This is a genomic window from Paenibacillus sp. NPDC058071, from assembly GCF_042885235.1.
Lineage (GTDB): Bacteria > Bacillota > Bacilli > Paenibacillales > Paenibacillaceae > Pristimantibacillus.
Window position 1 is genome coordinate 157,334 of record NZ_JBHVSK010000006.1, and the last position, 15,889, is coordinate 173,222.

Consider the following 15,889-nt stretch of genomic DNA (forward strand, 5'->3'; position numbering starts at 1 on the left):
AACCCGTCAAACCCGTCAAACCCGTCAAACCCGTCAAACCCGTCAAACCCGTCAAACCCGTCAAACCCGTCAAACCCGTCAAACCCGTCAAACCCGTCAAACCCGGGTAACCATTTTCCGCCCAAGTACTTAACCCCACCAACTAAACGCGGGCAAACCCTTCCTCGTCCAAATACTCTACCGCTTCCTCGTATGTTTCGAAAGCCATTTCAAGGTTGATGCCGGCATAGATGTACCACATTTCATCCTCGTATTGAAGCAGCAGCTTTTGATCGGACAGGCCGTGCCACAGCTCTTCCTTGGGCTTCTTTTTGCGTTTTTTGCTGGATACAGGCTCCGGTACCGTCTCGCGTACGGACAATGAATTGATTGTTTGGCGCAGCAGGTTGCGCAATTCCTCTTCGCCTAAATCGCGAATATTGACCAATCCTTTGGCATCCATTGAATACCCATTCAGCAGTCCGGCATACACAAAGCCGTTTCCATTCGGATGCAGGTGGTAGACGACATTTTTTCGATCATACAGGCTTTCCTCATATTGAAAGTTTACCCGGCCAAGCGACACATCGTTTCGTTGAAGCTCCGGGAATGAGGCGATAATATCCAGTTTTTCTTGAAAAGTAAGCATAGTAAAAGTTCCTCCGTTTATGATGGAGCGTAACATATGGAGCGGGTTCCTCACAGATGCTCGCGATTTACCTGTTCGTTCCGTACCATTTGCTCCAGTTTCTCAACAAGCTTATCGTGCTCCGGCGAAGTTTTTTTCAACCCGAACCATGATTTCCGCTTCTGCTGCTTAAGCAATTGGAGGAGATACAGTTTTTCCTTTAGGGTGAACAATGCCATCAACTCCGATCTATTTCGCTTTCTATCATAGTACCCCATTTCGGGCAAGGGGGCTACTTCTGAGAACGGCGTATCCGGCACAAACAAAAAGGGACATGTGCGCATCTACCAATAAAATAAGGTTTTCTTGTCGCGGCTTACGAATACAGAGCAGTTTCGTTGACGCTAAAATCGGGCGATGGCTATGATGAAGGAGGAAACGGTAACGGCGATGAGTCAGGAGGAGGGGAGGACTTCCCAATGAAAGATAATCATGTGCGCTATTTGCGCCGATGCATCGAAATATCCCGTCTGGCGCGCGAGCATGGCAACACTCCGTTCGGAGCTTTGCTAGTTGGACCGGATGGCAGCGTGCTTATGGAGCAGGAAAATGTTGAAATCACCGAGCGCCGATGTACTGGGCACGCTGAAGCCGCGTTGATGGAGCGGGCTTCTCGCCAATTCGAGCATTCGTTTTTGTGGAGCTGCACGCTGTATACGACCTTTGAGCCTTGCGCGATGTGCGCTGGAGCGATCTACTGGGGTAATGTCGGCCAAGTTGTTTATGCGGCATCGGAATCCTCGCTGCTTACGCTTACGGGCAGCCATGAGCAAAATCCGACCTTAGACCTGCCTTGCAGATCGATTTTCGCTAAAGGGCAGAAGCCAATTGAGGTGATTGGCCCCTTTCCGGATTTGGAGGCGGAAACAATCGCTGTACATGAAGGGTATTGGAGCCAAAAGTAATTAACGAATAACGACATGACTCTAAGCGGTCTATGCCGTGGGGCAAAGGCTTCACACATGAGACAGGAGACAACGGGCTGATCAACCAATATGCACTATTTGGAGCAAACACATATGACGGTAGGAGTCCGCGACTACAAGGCGCGGGCTTCTTCTTTTTTGTCCGAGCGCCGCATAAGCATGAAGAGAAGGAAGGACAAACGATACCGAGCCGGCAAGGGGGCAGAGGAGAAATGGCGAAGTGGGGTAGGAGGGGATGGCTGTTAAGACCTTTGAGCCGCAATCGTTCCAGTCTGTGGCCAAGCCGTTCTTTTAGAAGGGTAAAAACCGTAAGCTGGGGCAGCCGAAATACATCCTCCAAAAAGAATCGGAGCGGAGGAAAATGGCAGTCGACGGTCCGGCCCGCCAAACCGTTTCAAAGCCAGAAAAAGTCGGCGTGGGGTGGGATGTGGCAGCCGAAACGGGTGCAGTCTTTTAGAGCCAAGCCGCTTGCGGTGTCCAAACGTACGTCGTCGACAGGAGCGGGAGGGAACGGCGGATGGGGGAGCAAGCCTAAGCCTGCAAGACGAAAACGGCGTATCTGGATTATTGCGCTACTGCTTTCATTTTTTTTAATCGGTATTCAATCCGTTGTCTATATCGATAAACATTTGCGGCCGCCGCTTATGAAGGTGGCGCAAATCCGAATCAAGCAAATCGCGACACAGGCGATCAATGAAGCGACGACGGAAAAGGTGGCGGGCCAGTCCGACTTTGAGAAGCTGATCGATTGGAAAATGAACAGTGACGGCAAGGTGTCGGGTTTTATGCTGAATTACGCGGAGCATACGAAAATACGCGCTCAAACGATTCAGACGGTGCAAGCGACACTGAGCCACCTGAAGGAAATTCCAGAACGCATACCGGTGGGCAACGCGCTGGGAAGTCCTATTATTTCGTCGTACGGCCCGCGGATTCCGGTTAAGTTCGAGCCTGTCGGGGCGGTAAAAGTCGATTTGAACACCCGGCAAAAAAATGCGGGGATTAACATGATTTTGATCGAGGTTTATATCCGAATTATGACCGAGGTAGCGATCATTGTACCGTTTGAAACGGAGCCTCAGCTTGTTGAGACCGAAATTCCGATTTCTTATTTGCTTGTTGTTGGTGACGTCCCGATGTATTACTACGACAACAAAGGAAATCCGGTCGGCGATTCTGCGCATCAGGCTCCGAACATCGCGTTGCCTTTGAAGGAGGGCGAGGGGATTTCGAAGCCGTCGGACGGCAGCATGATCGAGGAGTACCTGGAATCTCCATCGCCGGCTGCGAATGAGAGCGGCGGTTCAGGCGGAGCCAACAACGCTACAGGGGCGGGGAACTGAAGGAAGGGGAACAACCGGCAGATAAAAAGAATCAAGAAAACAAAGAAACAAAGAAATAAAGAAACAAAGAAACAAAGAAAAGAACCTTCTTCATGCAATGAGCGCGGGAACTATCCGATCCGTGCCGTTTGCATATCGTAGGTTCTTTCTTTTTTGCTAACCTGTTCAGCTAGTCTCTAATCCGCAGGCGGCGGCGTTCGTCCATTTCCCATCTTTTAAGCAGCGGGTACGGATCGAATGACCACTCGATAAGGCCGCGATCGGAATAGACGCCGTAATGGAGATGGGGCGGGAACTTGCCCTGCGTACCCGGTTTTCCATAACCGGAGCTGCCGACCCAGCCAATGACTTGTCCCGGCTCCACAATCGTGCCGATCGCCAGCGCTTTATCGAATCCGGATAAATGAGCGTAATAGTGGTAGTAATTGTTCAAATCCCGAATGCCGATTCTCCAGCCGCCGTACGGATTCCAGCCTTTGACCTCGACGATGCCGAAGCAGGTGCTTCTGACCGGCAGTCCGTGATTGGCGAAAATATCGGTTCCTTCATGGCTGCGCCGTCCCCCCCAACTGCGGGCATTGCCCCATGTGCTTCGGTACGAATAATTGTTCCCGACGGGAACGGGAAAAGCATGATCGAACAAATCTAATCGTTCGTAAGCGGCATAGATTTGGGAAAACTGCTGGATTCGCTGGACGGAACGGCTGTTATGGTAATACTCCCAAAGCCCGATCGCAAAATCGTCCTCCGAGGTGCCGTCATAGAGAAGAAGTCGGCTCGCGATGGAGTACAGCAAGTCAAAATCGTTCGTCCGATCGGCATAGCCGTCGCCGTCACCGTCCCTGCCTACACCGCCAAACCACTGAATGGAGACGGGGGTGCGGTCTTCAAGGTCCGGGTTAAGCGAGCCCGCCCATTGCTCTTCTTCGATAAAAACGCCGCTTACGTTCCCAAGCTGAGGCCTGGCTTTCGGTTTGGCTTTCGACAGCGTCCGTTCATATTGATCGATGGCGGCAATCCGGTACCATGGAATATCCGTCATAACGCTTAACTTTTCATAAAGAAATTGCCGCGCTTTTAATGCATCGTCCGCTGCAGCTTCACTAGAAGCGCTGATACTGCTCCCAGATGCCGCAGCTGGCTTGCTCCCGGCCGATCGCGCCTCGCTTGCCGATCGCGCCTCGCTTGCCGCTCGTGCGTCGCAAGGTTGGGCGATCAACAAGAGGGAGGCGGCGATAACCGCCGCAGCAATAGAAATGGTCTGTTTCAATCGTTCCACCCTTTCGCGAGCTTTTCGCATATGCTTTATCATTTGCAAATGATTGGTTTTTATCCGAATCGGGAAGAGCAAAGCAAGCAGCAGTGTTCTGAGGTAGAACAAGCCAATAAAAGAGATTGGTTTCATCTAATTTTGAAATGAAAACGCCATCTGGCGAGCATGTTGCTTTAAAGCGAAACATGTTATAATAACGGAAATTGGTTAAGCAACGCTCAATACGGTCATGATGCTGACATTAACTTGAATCAACATAGCCGAATTTGATAGTGAAAGCAGGGAATGCGGATGAAAATGCAGAAGGAAAAGCTCCAAAAGCCCGATTGGCTTAAAATAAAATTATCGACAGAAGGCAATTTTGCCGAAATTAAAGACATGATGCGCTCGAAGACGCTGCACAGCGTTTGTGAAGAAGCTCGCTGTCCGAATATTTACGAATGCTGGTCAAACCGTACGGCAACGTTTATGATATTGGGAGATATTTGCACGCGCGCTTGCCGTTTCTGTGCAGTAAAGACGGGCTTGCCGACAGAGCTCGATTTGCAGGAGCCAGAACGCGTAGCGGAAGCAGCTGAGCAAATGGGACTGCAGCATTGCGTTATTACTTCCGTCGCTCGCGACGATTTAGCGGATGGAGGAGCTTCGATCTTCGCCGCTTCGATTAAGGCGATCCGCGCCAGAATGCCGTTTTGCCGGGTTGAAGTGCTCATCCCCGACTTTATGGGCAACTGGGATGCGCTCCAAGTGGTTATGGACGCGAAGCCTGATATTCTGAATCATAATATTGAGACGGTGGAACGCCTCTCGGACCGCGTTCGCGCAAAGGCGAAATATAAGCGTTCGATTGAACTGCTGAAGCGGGCTAAGGAAATGAATCCGAAAATCCCTACAAAATCGAGCATTATGCTCGGCGTAGGCGAGCAATACGAAGAAATTTTACAGGCAATGGACGATTTGCGCGCTGTGGATTGCAATATTTTGACACTGGGTCAATATTTGCAGCCTACGCCAAATCATTTGCCGATCGAGCGCTATGTGCATCCGGATGAATTCGCACAGCTTAAGGAAGAAGGCCGGAAGCGCGGATTCCGTCATGTTGAGTCTGGACCGCTCGTACGCAGCTCTTATCATGCGCATGAGCAGACCGATTCGGCGGAAGCGGCGGAAAGCCGCGAGCTGACCGGCGTATAAAGGATTGGCGAAGCTGCCAGAGATGGGGGAGAGACGTTGATTCAAATCGGCGGCAAGACCTATGAATTGCTTCACGAGAACCGCAACGGCTGGAACGCGGAAGCTTTTAAAGACCGATACAGCGAAGTGCTGGAGCGGTATGATTTTATAATCGGCGACTGGGGATACAGCCAACTGCGGCTGAAAGGCTTCTTTCGCGACAATCATATGAAGGCGACCAAGGATACCGCGTTCTCCGGAATGGTTGATTACATTAACGAATATTGCAATTTCGGTTGCCCTTATTTCATTGTGGAAAAGACGGGGACCGTCAAAAAAACGCCGGAAGAGGAAGAACAGGAGCAGGATAAGGAAGTGGCGGATGCCGAGGCATCCCATTCCAGCGAACTGGAGGACGGCGATGATTTGCCGGAAAACTCCTTGATCTCGGCGATAGCGGCCGGCGTCGCAGCTGCAGCCGCTCCTGTGTCAGCGGCAAGAGAGCAGCAGCTTGATACGCAGAGCGGGCATGCACGCGAGGAGAAGGGAACGATCCAGCAAGCGAAGCCGCACAAGCGGAGCCAGCGCAGGTTCAGACAAGGCGGTGACCGTGGGAAGAAGCCGGCACGTCCATCCGACGGCGCGGCTGTCGCCACTTTGCCGGACAAGCCTAAGGGACAGCATTCCTCCGCGCAATCGCAATCGGCCCCGAAACAGCATCAGAATCGATCCGCTGAAGGCGGTTCTAAAACAAACAAAGCTCCTAGCGAACGCTAGGAGCTTTGTTTGTTTTTACAAATCGATGAACGCGTCGCGTACGCGATTCCAAAACGGGAATGGCCGGTACCTTGCGAAATGAACCTTTTTCGAACTGACCGTGCATCTTAGCGCCCGGATATCATTGCTCTGCACGCTGAGATGGTCAATGGCGAGCAGCAGGCGCTGGTCCTTTTTGGAAATGATATCGCAATGATGATGCTGAGGCAGCAAAAAGGACGAGCCGAGCGTCCGATAGACGCGGTTATTGATAGAGGCGATCTCGGCGATCTGCAGCGACTCGATCGTCGGATGTACAATCGCGCCGCCTACGCTCTTGTTATATGCCGTGCTGCCGGATGGAGTAGAAATAACGATGCCGTCTCCACGGAACATTTCGAAAGGCTCATCGTTTACGTTAATTTGCGCGACAAGCGTAATGTCTGCGCCTTTGAGCGTTATTTCGTTCAGAGCGACATAAGAGATCGTTTCTTTGTCGGTCTGTACTTCCAGCTCGGCGAGAGGGTAGCTGACGATCTTTGGCTTTTCGCTTGCCATCATGCGAACAAGCTCTTCCATCTCGTTCGCTTTCCAGTCGGCATAGAAGCCGAGATGGCCGGTATGAATGCCGACGAAGGCAACCTCGTCGATTCGGTGCACATATTTATGAAAGGCTTGCAACAGCGTGCCGTCGCCGCCAATTGAAACGACAAGCTCCGGTTGATCGTCGTTGCGCTCCAGCTCAGAGGCGGCAGCCAGTTTGTGAAGCTGCTCGGCCAATTGCTGCGACATGGAGTCTCCCCGGTCTATTACCGCGTATTTCAAAAAATTAACTCCTTCCGAAAACAACATTTTCTTATACGATCATAACGAAATACGGCCGTAAATTCAATGACGAAGGACCGATTTACGGACCGAGCCAGCCCCACAGCACATAAACGAGCAGCATCGCGATGAAGGCGTGCGCCAGTCTCGAGAGAAACAGGGGACGGTAGCGAATATCGGTGCGGCTGAGCAGGCTGATGACTTGTGCATGTACAGATAGGCCGCCCCAAGACAGAATCCAAGCGGCAAGCGCCGTTTGATGCATCAAAGCTCCGTGGTCGCCGCCGGCTTCTCTAGCTCCAAGCGTAACTTCAAACAGTCCGAAAATCGGTGCGTCGGCTAAACGCCCAGGCAGCCCAAACGTTCGAAATAGCTGTCTTAAAGCTTGCGCTAGCGCCTCTATTAGGCCTGTTTTCGTCAACATTTCCATCACGACGGAGAAGAAGACGACCAGGCCGCCGACGACAATCATTAGCCGAAGCGCCGATTGAATGGCATCCTGCAGCAGCTTGCCCAGGCTGCGTCCGTCGAGCAAACGGGCTTCATGCATCGCTTTAATGGCTTGGCCGATTCTAGAGCGCTGCCGACTCTTCGCCGCATGCGAAGTCTCGACCAGCATGCCGCTAATAGGGGCACGCCGGTCGTGATAGCGCATGAGGAAGCCGATCACCAAGGCGCCTCCGTAATGGGCGGCGGCAAGCACTGGGGCAAGCGAAGCGTTGTGGAAAAAACCGACCGATACGGCTCCGATCAGAAAGATCGGATCGGACGTCGTCGTAAAGGCAACGAGCCGTTCGCCTTCCGCCCGGTTGACAAGCTTCTGCTCCCACAGCTGAGCCGTCAGTCTCGCGCCGACCGGGTAACCCGAAACATAGCCCATGGCGACGACAAAGCTGCCAATGCCGGGCAAGCGGAACAAAGGGCGCATGAACGGATCGAGCAGTTTGCCAAAAAAATGAACGATGCCGAAGCCAAGCAGCAGCTCCGATATAACAAAGAAAGGAAAGAGGGCAGGAAACAGCACCTGCCACCATATCGATAATCCTCGCAGCGAGGATTCCAAGGTTGAAGCGGGAAAAAAGGCCATAAGCAATACAATGCTCAGGGCGCCGAGTCCGGTCAACGTCGCCGGATGGGTCATGATTCGCAACATTATGCTCTCCTCCTTGCCGTAATGCGCTTCCGGCTTGTGGTTTTGGCACGTACAGCGCTGCTGCCGCATGCGGGGTGCTTTGGCGATGGGGCGGAACACGCGCTTTGAAATTAACCGTTAAGCTTGTCTATTAACATATATGTGAGGAGGATGATATCCATCACAACCGATGAGCGATCAGCGCGGGAAAAATAGTGGAAAAAACAAAAAGAAAACGCTTGCATAAAGATCGGGTAGGCATGGTACAATAGTATTAATTGAAGAGACCTGGAGGGATGGTTATGATGAGTATAATTTCCGGCATCCTAGTCTGTGCTTTCGTGTATGTCATCCGAGAGTCTCTCTCTGCGCCGTCTTCCGGCGAAGAAGATTATTGAGCTTCAATCTAATACTAGATTTTCCACTATCCGCATTGGCAGCAATGCGGTTCTTTTTTATTCGCCTGAAGACCTCGTACCGAATGCCTACATTTTCCTTCTCTTTCAGTCGATATATTACCTATCGGCTATCGGACGACTGCGTTTATAAACAAGCGTGCGGCAGCTGCAATTAAGATAGCAGAACATCATACATACATAACCGAATTAGCGGAGGAGAAGTGACCGTATGGAACCGCTCTATCAGATTAAGCAGCAGTGTATTTGCTGTGAAACGGAATTTACAACATCGAGGGTGAGGACTAGCTTCAAACGAGCGATTCGAACGGATACCGATTTTTGCGGATACTATAAGGATGATATAAATCCGGACTTTTACGTAGTCCGCGTGTGCCCAGGATGCGGTTTTGCTTCTACGGAAAATGGAATTCAAAAACTGAACGATCGTCAAAAAGAAGAATACTTCTCAAAAGTGGGAGTGCGCTGGTCGACACGGGATTACGGCGGAGCGCGTGATGCGCAATCCGCGCTTGCCTGCTATAAGCTGGCTTTGCTGTCGGCACAAACGGTAGGAGAGAAAGAGCGGGTTATATCGGGTATTCTCCATCATATCGCCTGGCTATATCGCTATGAGCAGAAGAAAGAGGATGAGCTTCGTTTTCTTGGATTCGCGCTGCAATCCTATATTAAGGTGTACGAGGAGGAAGGCGAGGACGTTAACAACGCTCGTTTGATGTATATGCTCGGCGAGTTGAATTATCGAATCGGAGAGCGTAACGAGGCTGTTAAATGGTTTTCCCGCATCGTTAACGATAAACGGATTATGGATGCGGCGATGATCCGAGCAAGCCGTGAGCAGTGGCAGGCGATACGAGAAGAAATGGTGCAGGAGAAGGCCGAAGAATCAGCAAAGGCATAGATGGATGGCGCGGGCGGAAACCGCCCGACGCCTCCAGCCGTTCGCACCGGCCGTTAACGGCGTATGGACCGCAACGGCTGGTCAGAAAGCATATAATCGTTGTCCATGTCAACGATCGTTGTTTTATTGTGGCAGCAAGGAAAGACGAGCAGCTTCTTCTTTCCTTGCTGAATTTCGGCGATCTCCTTCACCCTCAGCGGAATAAGCACGTTGTCAGCGCCGCAGAACGGGCAGTCGGGAACGTATACATCATTCATTAAAACGTCATAAGGCCAGCTGTTCTCAAATGGTATCATAAGCCGCGGTCTTCCGAATCAGGATTGGCGTCGGCACTGTCGCCGGAAGCTGAATCGGCCGGCTTGGCGGCATCGGATTCCGTTTTCGCTAGCTCCGCCAGCTTTTGCAGTAAAATGTGCCGGGGCATATGCATGAGATGTTCGATCGGCACGCCAAGCTGTTGGGAAAGCTTAACCGCCGTGTCGGGTGAAATTTGCAAGGGTCTGGACATGGTACAATACCTCCGATCAGGATATAATTAAGTTATACACCGCTGCCTTGGATTGCGCAAATTATTCGCATCTGTTGCGGCGGCATTTTTTTGCTTCTTTCGCCGCTGCGGAGGCGGCGGGGGCTGCTGCATAATCGAAACAAGGAGAGTGAAGACATGGGCAACAACAGTTATCCAATGGTCTGGGATTTAGACGTCTTTTATCCGGGAGGCTCAAAATCACCGGAGTTCGCCGCTGAATTGATAGGAATGGAACAGGATCTCGCCGTTGCGGCGGCGAAGCTGGAGGACGATTCACTGTCGTCCTATGAGAGAGTAAAGCAAACGGTCGGTCTTGTCCAGTCGGTGCTGCTTCGACTTCGCCAGTCGGAATCGTTTGCCGCCTGTCTGCTCGCGCAAAATATGAAAGATACGCCGGCGAACGGCCTGAACGATCGGGTGAAAACGATATTCGCCAAGTATTTCGGGGTCATGACCAGATTCGATAACGAGCTGCGCCAAATTGCCGATGCCGACTGGACCAAGCTGCTGCAAAGCCAAGAAGCGAGCGTTGTCGCTTTTACGCTTGCCGAGCGCAGAGAGCAGGCGAAGGAGAAGCTTTCGCCGGAGCTCGAGGAGCTGGCTGGCGATTTGGCGGTAGACGGCTATCACGGCTGGGGCGAGCTCTACAATTTAATTGTATCGAACGCCAAATTTACCGATACCGGCAAGGACGGAGAACAGCGGGTCTTATCGGCCGGACAGATGTTCAATAAGCTATCCGACGGCGACCGTTCTGTGAGGCAGGCCGCTTTCCGCGAGTGGGAACGGGAGTGGGGCGAGCATGCTGAACTGTGTGCCGATGCGCTCAATCGGATTGCAGGCTTCCGGTTAAAGCTGTACGAAAAACGCGGCTGGGACTCGGCATTGAAGGAGCCGCTGCAAATCAATCGGATGAGCGAAGCGACGCTGCAAGCGATGTGGACGGCGATTGAAGAAGGCAAGCCTTTGCTGGTCCGTTATTTGGAGCGGAAGGCACAACTGCTCGGAATCGAGAAGCTGGATTGGCACGATATTGGCGCGCCGTTGGGAGCATCTTCGGGAACGACGTCTTACGACGAGGCTGCCTCCCTAATCGTGAAGCAATTTGCCAAATTCAATCCGGATTTTGCTTCCTTTACGGAGATGGCGTTCAAGGAGGGCTGGATCGAAGCGGAAGACCGCGCTGGCAAACGGCCGGGCGGATTTTGCATCCCGTTCTCGAAGGATCGGCAAACCCGCATTTTTATGACCTACTCCGGAACGAAGGACAATGTGTCGACGTTGGCGCATGAGCTGGGCCATGCCTATCACCAATATGTGTTGGACGATTTGCCGGCGTTCTGTCAGGAATACGCGATGAACGTGGCGGAGACCGCTTCTACATTTGCCGAGCTTATCGTTTCAGACGCGGCGGTACAGGCCGCTGCCGATCCAGAGGAAAAGCTATCGCTGCTCGATCTTAAAATACAAAGTACGGTAGCGTTCTTCATGAATATCCATACGAGATTTTTGTTTGAAACCCGTTTCTATGAGAAGCGGCGTCAAGGCAAAGTGACGGTGGAGGAGCTTAACGAGCTGATGGAAACGGCGCAGCGCGAGGCGCATCACGGCGCTCTAGGTCAAGCGCATCCGTTGTTCTGGGCGTCTAAGCTGCATTTCTATTTAACGGATGTTCCGTTCTATAACTTCCCGTATACGTTTGGCTATTTGTTCAGCGCCGGCATTTACGCCAAAGCCCAACAGGAAGGGCCGGCTTTCGCTGAGCGTTATGTCGAGCTGCTGCGAGATACGGGCAGAATGACGGTGGAGGATTTGGCTCTTAAGCATTTGGGCGTCAAGCTCGATGAGCCAGAATTCTGGCGGGATGCGGTTGCCTTGACCCACAAGGATATTGAATTGTTCCTCTCGTTGACTGAGAGTGAGCAAGGGTAAGAAGAAAAAGCGAAGCGGTCCGTCCTCGAACGGGCCGCTTCGCTTTTTTCGCCTACAGCTCAAGCGTCATGAAAGAGCTATAAGGGTCTTCATTATAATCCGCAAAAGGCGCGCAATATTGAAAACCAAATGCTTCGTACAATTTCCTAGCCGGATCGAATTCCGGAATGGCAGGAGATCCCGTTTCCAGGCTGACGCGCGCATAACCCCTACGCTTGGCTTCCTTTAAAATAAAAGCGAGCATATGCCGGGCTACCCCTTTTCGAAGATGGGCGGACGCGGTTCGCATCGATTTGATTTCCCCGTGCGACCGGTCAAGCTCCTTGATAGCGCCGCAGCCAAGCAATTCGTCTCCTTCCCAAGCGCTCCAAAAGGTGATCTCCGACTTCTTGAGCCCATCCAGATTGAGCGCGTGAACGCTTTCGGGGGGCGAATTGTCATGCATGCTATTCAAATGCTCGTTAATCAACATAGCGATTTTCTCGCCTGACAGATCGTCTTTCCGAATCTCCAAGTCTCCCACTCCTTCGACATCACACTTTTTGGCTCAAAACGGAAATCAGTGCATGACTTTAAGTGAGGGAAAGCGCTGCGGGTCAGAGGGTTCTTCCGATCGCCATTAAAGCCTGATACCTTTATTTTACAGAATATTTGCGGTAGGAACCCTGCTTTAAAAGCGACCACTATCGTTTCTCCAGAATCCCTCTGCCCCTCCACTTTTTCTCCTTTTCCGTCAAGCACTGCTTTTAAGTTTGAGCCCATATTTCATTTTTTCTCTATAAAATAGAGACGATCCATTGTTCACTAGTTTAACGCGCGAGACGAAGCCTTACAAGAGCTATGTTAGGTTTCTTTACTTTGTGATCAGAATGACATAATTAGGAGTGGATTGAGAAATGTGACGCCTATATGAACAATCCTCATCGTAATATTGGTAGCGTTTTCGTTTAAATATTGTGTAACATATTTATATATGTTATATTAATTGCTGGATAAGACGACATAATTAAAATATGTGCATCAAACATATACCGGATAGGAGGCGAGCCCCATTCAGCTTTCGACTCGTCAGCTTGAGCTTCTTGAATTAGTGAAGAAGCAGGAACCGATAACGGGAGAGCAACTCGCGGAAAGCATGGGCGTCAGCCGCCCGACCTTACGCTCCGACCTGTCGCTTCTCGTTATGCTTGGCATGCTGGATGCCAAGCCGAAGGTCGGGTACTTTCTTGGAAACGCTTATCGAAGCACCAACAACTCGGCTGCAAGAGAAAGGTTCGACAGCATTAAAGTCCATGAAATACAAGGCGTGCCGGTTAATGTACCGGAGACGCTGTCTGTTCACGACGCGGTCATTACGCTATTTACCGAGAACGCTGATACGCTCCTCGTCATTAATGAGCAGAAGCGATTTGTCGGTATCGTAACGCCCAAAGATTTGCTCAAAATTACGCTTGGCAACGCAGGATCGGGAGTGATTCCGGTCAGCATGGTCATGACCCGTTATCCGAACATCGTATCGCTCGATCCTGAAGACTCCGTCACGGACGCTGTCCGCAAAATGATGCTTCATCAGGTCGATTGTTTGCCAGTTATTGTCTCCAGTGAGGAACGGGGGCGCGGCGCCGAGGTTACGGGCTGGGTATCCAAATCGAATTTAGTGCGTCTTATGTCGGATATCGCCGAAGCATCGGATTTGGGGGAGCGGAAGTTATGAAAGAAATGATTATTTATGTATGCTCGGATGCCGTCGGTGAGACGGCGGAGGCGGTTGCGAAGGCGACGCTTCGGCAGTTTTCGTCCGATCAGGTTAAAATCAAGCGTTACGGCCATATGAAGAGCGAGGATGAAGTCGTTCAGGTCGTAGCGGAGGCGAGCCGGACGGGAGGTTTTATCAGCTATACGCTTGTTCAGCCGGAGCTTCGCGAGCTGATGAAGGAGGAGGCGTTCCGTTGGGGAGTACGGGCCGTCGATGTGATGGGGCCGATGATGCAGGCTTACGTCGATACGTTCGGCAGCTTCCCGAAAAGGAAGCCGGGCCTGCTCCACTCGATCGACGACGAATATTTCCGGCGCATGGAAGCGATCGAGTTTGCCGTCAAGTATGACGACGGTAAGGATGCACGAGGATTTATGCAAGCTCAGGTCGTCCTGATCGGCGTTTCGCGTACGTCGAAAACGCCTTTGAGTATATTTTTATCCCATAAAGGCATCAAGACGGCCAATCTGCCGCTTATGCCGGAGGTGAGTCCGCCGGCTGAGCTGGCGCCAGCACCGGGCCGATTAATCGTCGGCTTGACGATGCAGCCGGAGCATCTGCTTGATATTCGCACCGAGAGGCTGAAGACGCTAGGATTGCCCGAGTCGGCGAAGTATGCGTCGATGGAACGGATTAAGGAAGAGCTGGATTATGCCGAAACCGTCATGAAATCATTGGATTGTCCCGTCATTGACGTTACGAATCGCGCCATTGAGGAGACGGCTGGAATTATTATTGAATGGCTGTCCAAACAGCAAGAGAATGACCGGGCCAACTGAATACGATTAGATTGCAGCTGATTTGGCAATACGAATGAGAGAAGGGGCAGAAGCTATGTTGGAGCGCGAACTTTCATTGGAGCTTATTCGGGTTACGGAGCTTGCCGCATTGGCCTCGTCCCCTTGGATGGGGCGCGGAGATAAGAACAGCGCGGACGGTGCGGCAACTGAAGCCATGCGCAGAATGTTCGATACGGTGTCCATTCAAGGGACGGTTGTCATCGGGGAAGGCGAGATGGACGAAGCTCCGATGCTTTATATCGGCGAGAAGGTTGGCAGTATGTCCGGGCCGGAGGTGGACGTGGCGGTCGATCCGCTTGAAGGAACGGAAATCGTAGCCAAAGGGTTGAACAATGCGCTGGCGGTGCTTGCCGTAGCGGGCAAGGGACAACTGCTGCATGCTCCGGATATGTATATGGAAAAGCTGGCCGTTGGCCCTGCGCTGGCGGGCAAGCTTTCGTTGAAGGATCCGATTCGGACAACGCTGGAGAAAGCGGCGCTGGCCCTGGATAAGCCGGTTTCCGATTTGACGGTCATGATTTTGGACCGGGATCGTCATCGGGATATGATTTCCGATTTGCGCGAGTCGGGCGCTCGGATCAAGTTTTTGTCCGACGGCGACGTTGCCGGGGCGATGGCGCCGTCTTTTCCGGAAGCGGGCATTGATTTATATGTCGGTTCGGGTGGCGCGCCTGAAGGCGTACTTGCCGCAGCCGCATTGAAATGCTTGGGCGGGGAGATTCAAGGCCGCCTGCTGCCGGAGGACGAGGAGCAGTACAAACGCTGCATCTCGATGGGAATCAGCGATCCGACCCGGATTTTGACGGTCGACGATATGGTGGGCACCGATGATGTTATATTCGCGGCGACCGGCGTAACGCCGGGAGAATTTCTCGGCGGCGTACGGTATTTGCCGGATCAGCGGGCAGAGACGCATTCGATGGTCATGCGGGCCAAAACTCGGACGATTCGTTTCATAAAATCGGTCCACTATTTGCCGAATAAGCCGCTGCTTCGGAAATAAAGGTTAATCCCAGTAAATTGCTTGCAAGTAAAACATTCAAGAAAGAAGGAAACGATAATGGAACGCACATTTGTTTTGGTGAAACCGGATGGCGTAAAACGCGGCTTGATCGGCAGCGTCGTTTCGAGATTCGAAAATAAAGGCTTTACGCTGACCGAAGCCAAATTGTTGACAGTAGATCAGGATCTGGCGGAAACGCACTACGGCGAGCATAAGGAGAAGCCTTTCTTCGGGGAGCTTGTGTCGTTTATTACGTCCGGTCCGTCTTTTGCCATGATATGGGAAGGTCCTGGCGCTGTGAAAAATGCGCGCGCGCTGATCGGCAAGACGAATCCGGCAGATGCGGAGCCGGGCACGATTCGCGGCGATTTCGCAGTCAGCGTAGATAGCAATATCATTCATGGTTCCGACTCCGACGAAAGCGCGGCCCGCGAAATCCATCTGTTCTTCTCGTGAT

17 protein-coding genes are annotated in these 15,889 nt (G+C 52.0%); 10 read left to right on the top strand and 7 right to left on the bottom strand.

The genetic code is table 11. The annotated features are described in order from the left end of the window. Positions 1 to 142: 142 nt before the first annotated feature. On the bottom strand, positions 143 to 628 hold the full coding sequence (locus ACFVTB_RS12280; RefSeq protein ID WP_387748886.1) for a hypothetical protein: 486 nt from the start codon (positions 626 to 628) through the stop codon (positions 143 to 145). A gap of 458 nt (positions 629 to 1,086) precedes the next feature. Here ACFVTB_RS12280 and ACFVTB_RS12285 point away from each other — a divergent pair, with 458 nt between their 5' ends. Together ACFVTB_RS12285 and yunB are read left to right on the top strand one after the other, a co-directional pair. After that, on the top strand, positions 1,087 to 1,572 hold the full coding sequence (locus tag ACFVTB_RS12285; RefSeq protein WP_387748888.1) for a nucleoside deaminase: 486 nt from the start codon (positions 1,087 to 1,089) through the stop codon (positions 1,570 to 1,572). Between the two features lie 233 nt (positions 1,573 to 1,805). Then, complete coding sequence (yunB, locus tag ACFVTB_RS12290) at positions 1,806 to 2,936, top strand: sporulation protein YunB (protein ID WP_387748890.1); 1,131 nt, start codon at positions 1,806 to 1,808, stop codon at positions 2,934 to 2,936. A 169-nt stretch (positions 2,937 to 3,105) separates the two neighbouring features. On the opposite strand, the gene ACFVTB_RS12295 is transcribed toward yunB, so the two are convergent. Next, positions 3,106 to 4,236 carry a M23 family metallopeptidase gene (locus tag ACFVTB_RS12295; RefSeq protein WP_387748892.1) on the bottom strand — a complete coding sequence of 377 codons (1,131 nt, stop codon included), beginning with the start codon at positions 4,234 to 4,236 and terminating at the stop codon, positions 3,106 to 3,108. Positions 4,237 to 4,500: 264 nt separating this feature from the next. On the opposite strand from ACFVTB_RS12295, the gene lipA reads away from it, so the two are divergent. Together lipA and ACFVTB_RS12305 are read left to right on the top strand one after the other, a co-directional pair. Continuing rightward, positions 4,501 to 5,403, top strand: coding sequence for a lipoyl synthase (gene lipA, locus ACFVTB_RS12300; protein ID WP_387748894.1), 903 nt, complete (start codon positions 4,501 to 4,503; stop codon positions 5,401 to 5,403). A 36-nt stretch (positions 5,404 to 5,439) separates the two neighbouring features. Beyond that, positions 5,440 to 6,159 carry a YutD family protein gene (locus ACFVTB_RS12305; RefSeq protein WP_387748896.1) on the top strand — a complete coding sequence of 240 codons (720 nt, stop codon included), beginning with the start codon at positions 5,440 to 5,442 and terminating at the stop codon, positions 6,157 to 6,159. Positions 6,160 to 6,174: 15 nt separating this feature from the next. Here ACFVTB_RS12305 and ACFVTB_RS12310 read toward each other — a convergent pair whose 3' ends face one another. Both ACFVTB_RS12310 and ylbJ read right to left on the bottom strand, forming a co-directional pair. Next, positions 6,175 to 6,963, bottom strand: coding sequence for an NAD kinase (locus tag ACFVTB_RS12310; RefSeq protein ID WP_387748898.1), 789 nt, complete (start codon positions 6,961 to 6,963; stop codon positions 6,175 to 6,177). Between the two features lie 82 nt (positions 6,964 to 7,045). Further along, on the bottom strand, positions 7,046 to 8,116 hold the full coding sequence (ylbJ, locus tag ACFVTB_RS12315) for a sporulation integral membrane protein YlbJ (protein WP_387748900.1): 1,071 nt from the start codon (positions 8,114 to 8,116) through the stop codon (positions 7,046 to 7,048). Between the two features lie 606 nt (positions 8,117 to 8,722). On the opposite strand from ylbJ, the gene ACFVTB_RS12320 reads away from it, so the two are divergent. Continuing rightward, positions 8,723 to 9,412 carry a DUF2225 domain-containing protein gene (locus tag ACFVTB_RS12320; RefSeq protein ID WP_387748902.1) on the top strand — a complete coding sequence of 230 codons (690 nt, stop codon included), beginning with the start codon at positions 8,723 to 8,725 and terminating at the stop codon, positions 9,410 to 9,412. Positions 9,413 to 9,465: 53 nt separating this feature from the next. On the opposite strand, the gene ACFVTB_RS12325 is transcribed toward ACFVTB_RS12320, so the two are convergent. Together ACFVTB_RS12325 and ACFVTB_RS12330 are read right to left on the bottom strand one after the other, a co-directional pair. Then, positions 9,466 to 9,708: a hypothetical protein gene (locus tag ACFVTB_RS12325; protein ID WP_387748904.1), complete on the bottom strand. Its 243-nt coding sequence runs from the start codon at positions 9,706 to 9,708 to the stop codon at positions 9,466 to 9,468. Beyond that, positions 9,705 to 9,920 carry a YycC family protein gene (locus ACFVTB_RS12330; protein ID WP_387748907.1) on the bottom strand — a complete coding sequence of 72 codons (216 nt, stop codon included), beginning with the start codon at positions 9,918 to 9,920 and terminating at the stop codon, positions 9,705 to 9,707. The genes ACFVTB_RS12325 and ACFVTB_RS12330 overlap by 4 nt, the downstream gene beginning before the upstream one ends. A gap of 156 nt (positions 9,921 to 10,076) precedes the next feature. Here ACFVTB_RS12330 and ACFVTB_RS12335 point away from each other — a divergent pair, with 156 nt between their 5' ends. Next, the gene (locus ACFVTB_RS12335; protein WP_387748910.1) at positions 10,077 to 11,873 is read left to right on the top strand and encodes a M3 family oligoendopeptidase; all 1,797 of its coding nucleotides are present in this window, start codon (positions 10,077 to 10,079) and stop codon (positions 11,871 to 11,873) included. A 52-nt stretch (positions 11,874 to 11,925) separates the two neighbouring features. On the opposite strand, the gene ACFVTB_RS12340 is transcribed toward ACFVTB_RS12335, so the two are convergent. After that, complete coding sequence (locus tag ACFVTB_RS12340; RefSeq protein WP_387748913.1) at positions 11,926 to 12,387, bottom strand: GNAT family N-acetyltransferase; 462 nt, start codon at positions 12,385 to 12,387, stop codon at positions 11,926 to 11,928. Positions 12,388 to 12,924: 537 nt separating this feature from the next. Here ACFVTB_RS12340 and ACFVTB_RS12345 point away from each other — a divergent pair. Genes ACFVTB_RS12345 through ndk form a run of 4 tightly spaced genes read left to right on the top strand, consistent with a single transcriptional unit; the run spans position 12,925 to position 15,888 of the window. After that, a complete protein-coding gene (locus ACFVTB_RS12345; protein WP_387749386.1) occupies positions 12,925 to 13,587 on the top strand; it encodes a helix-turn-helix transcriptional regulator in 663 nt (220 codons plus the stop codon). After that, a complete protein-coding gene (locus ACFVTB_RS12350; protein WP_387748916.1) occupies positions 13,584 to 14,408 on the top strand; it encodes a pyruvate, water dikinase regulatory protein in 825 nt (274 codons plus the stop codon). Before ACFVTB_RS12345 ends, ACFVTB_RS12350 begins: the two co-directional genes overlap by 4 nt. A 58-nt stretch (positions 14,409 to 14,466) precedes the next feature. Then, positions 14,467 to 15,432 carry a class II fructose-bisphosphatase gene (gene glpX, locus ACFVTB_RS12355; protein WP_387749389.1) on the top strand — a complete coding sequence of 322 codons (966 nt, stop codon included), beginning with the start codon at positions 14,467 to 14,469 and terminating at the stop codon, positions 15,430 to 15,432. 57 nt (positions 15,433 to 15,489) lie between these two features. Next, positions 15,490 to 15,888, top strand: coding sequence for a nucleoside-diphosphate kinase (gene ndk, locus ACFVTB_RS12360; protein ID WP_387748918.1), 399 nt, complete (start codon positions 15,490 to 15,492; stop codon positions 15,886 to 15,888). Position 15,889 lies beyond the last annotated feature (1 nt).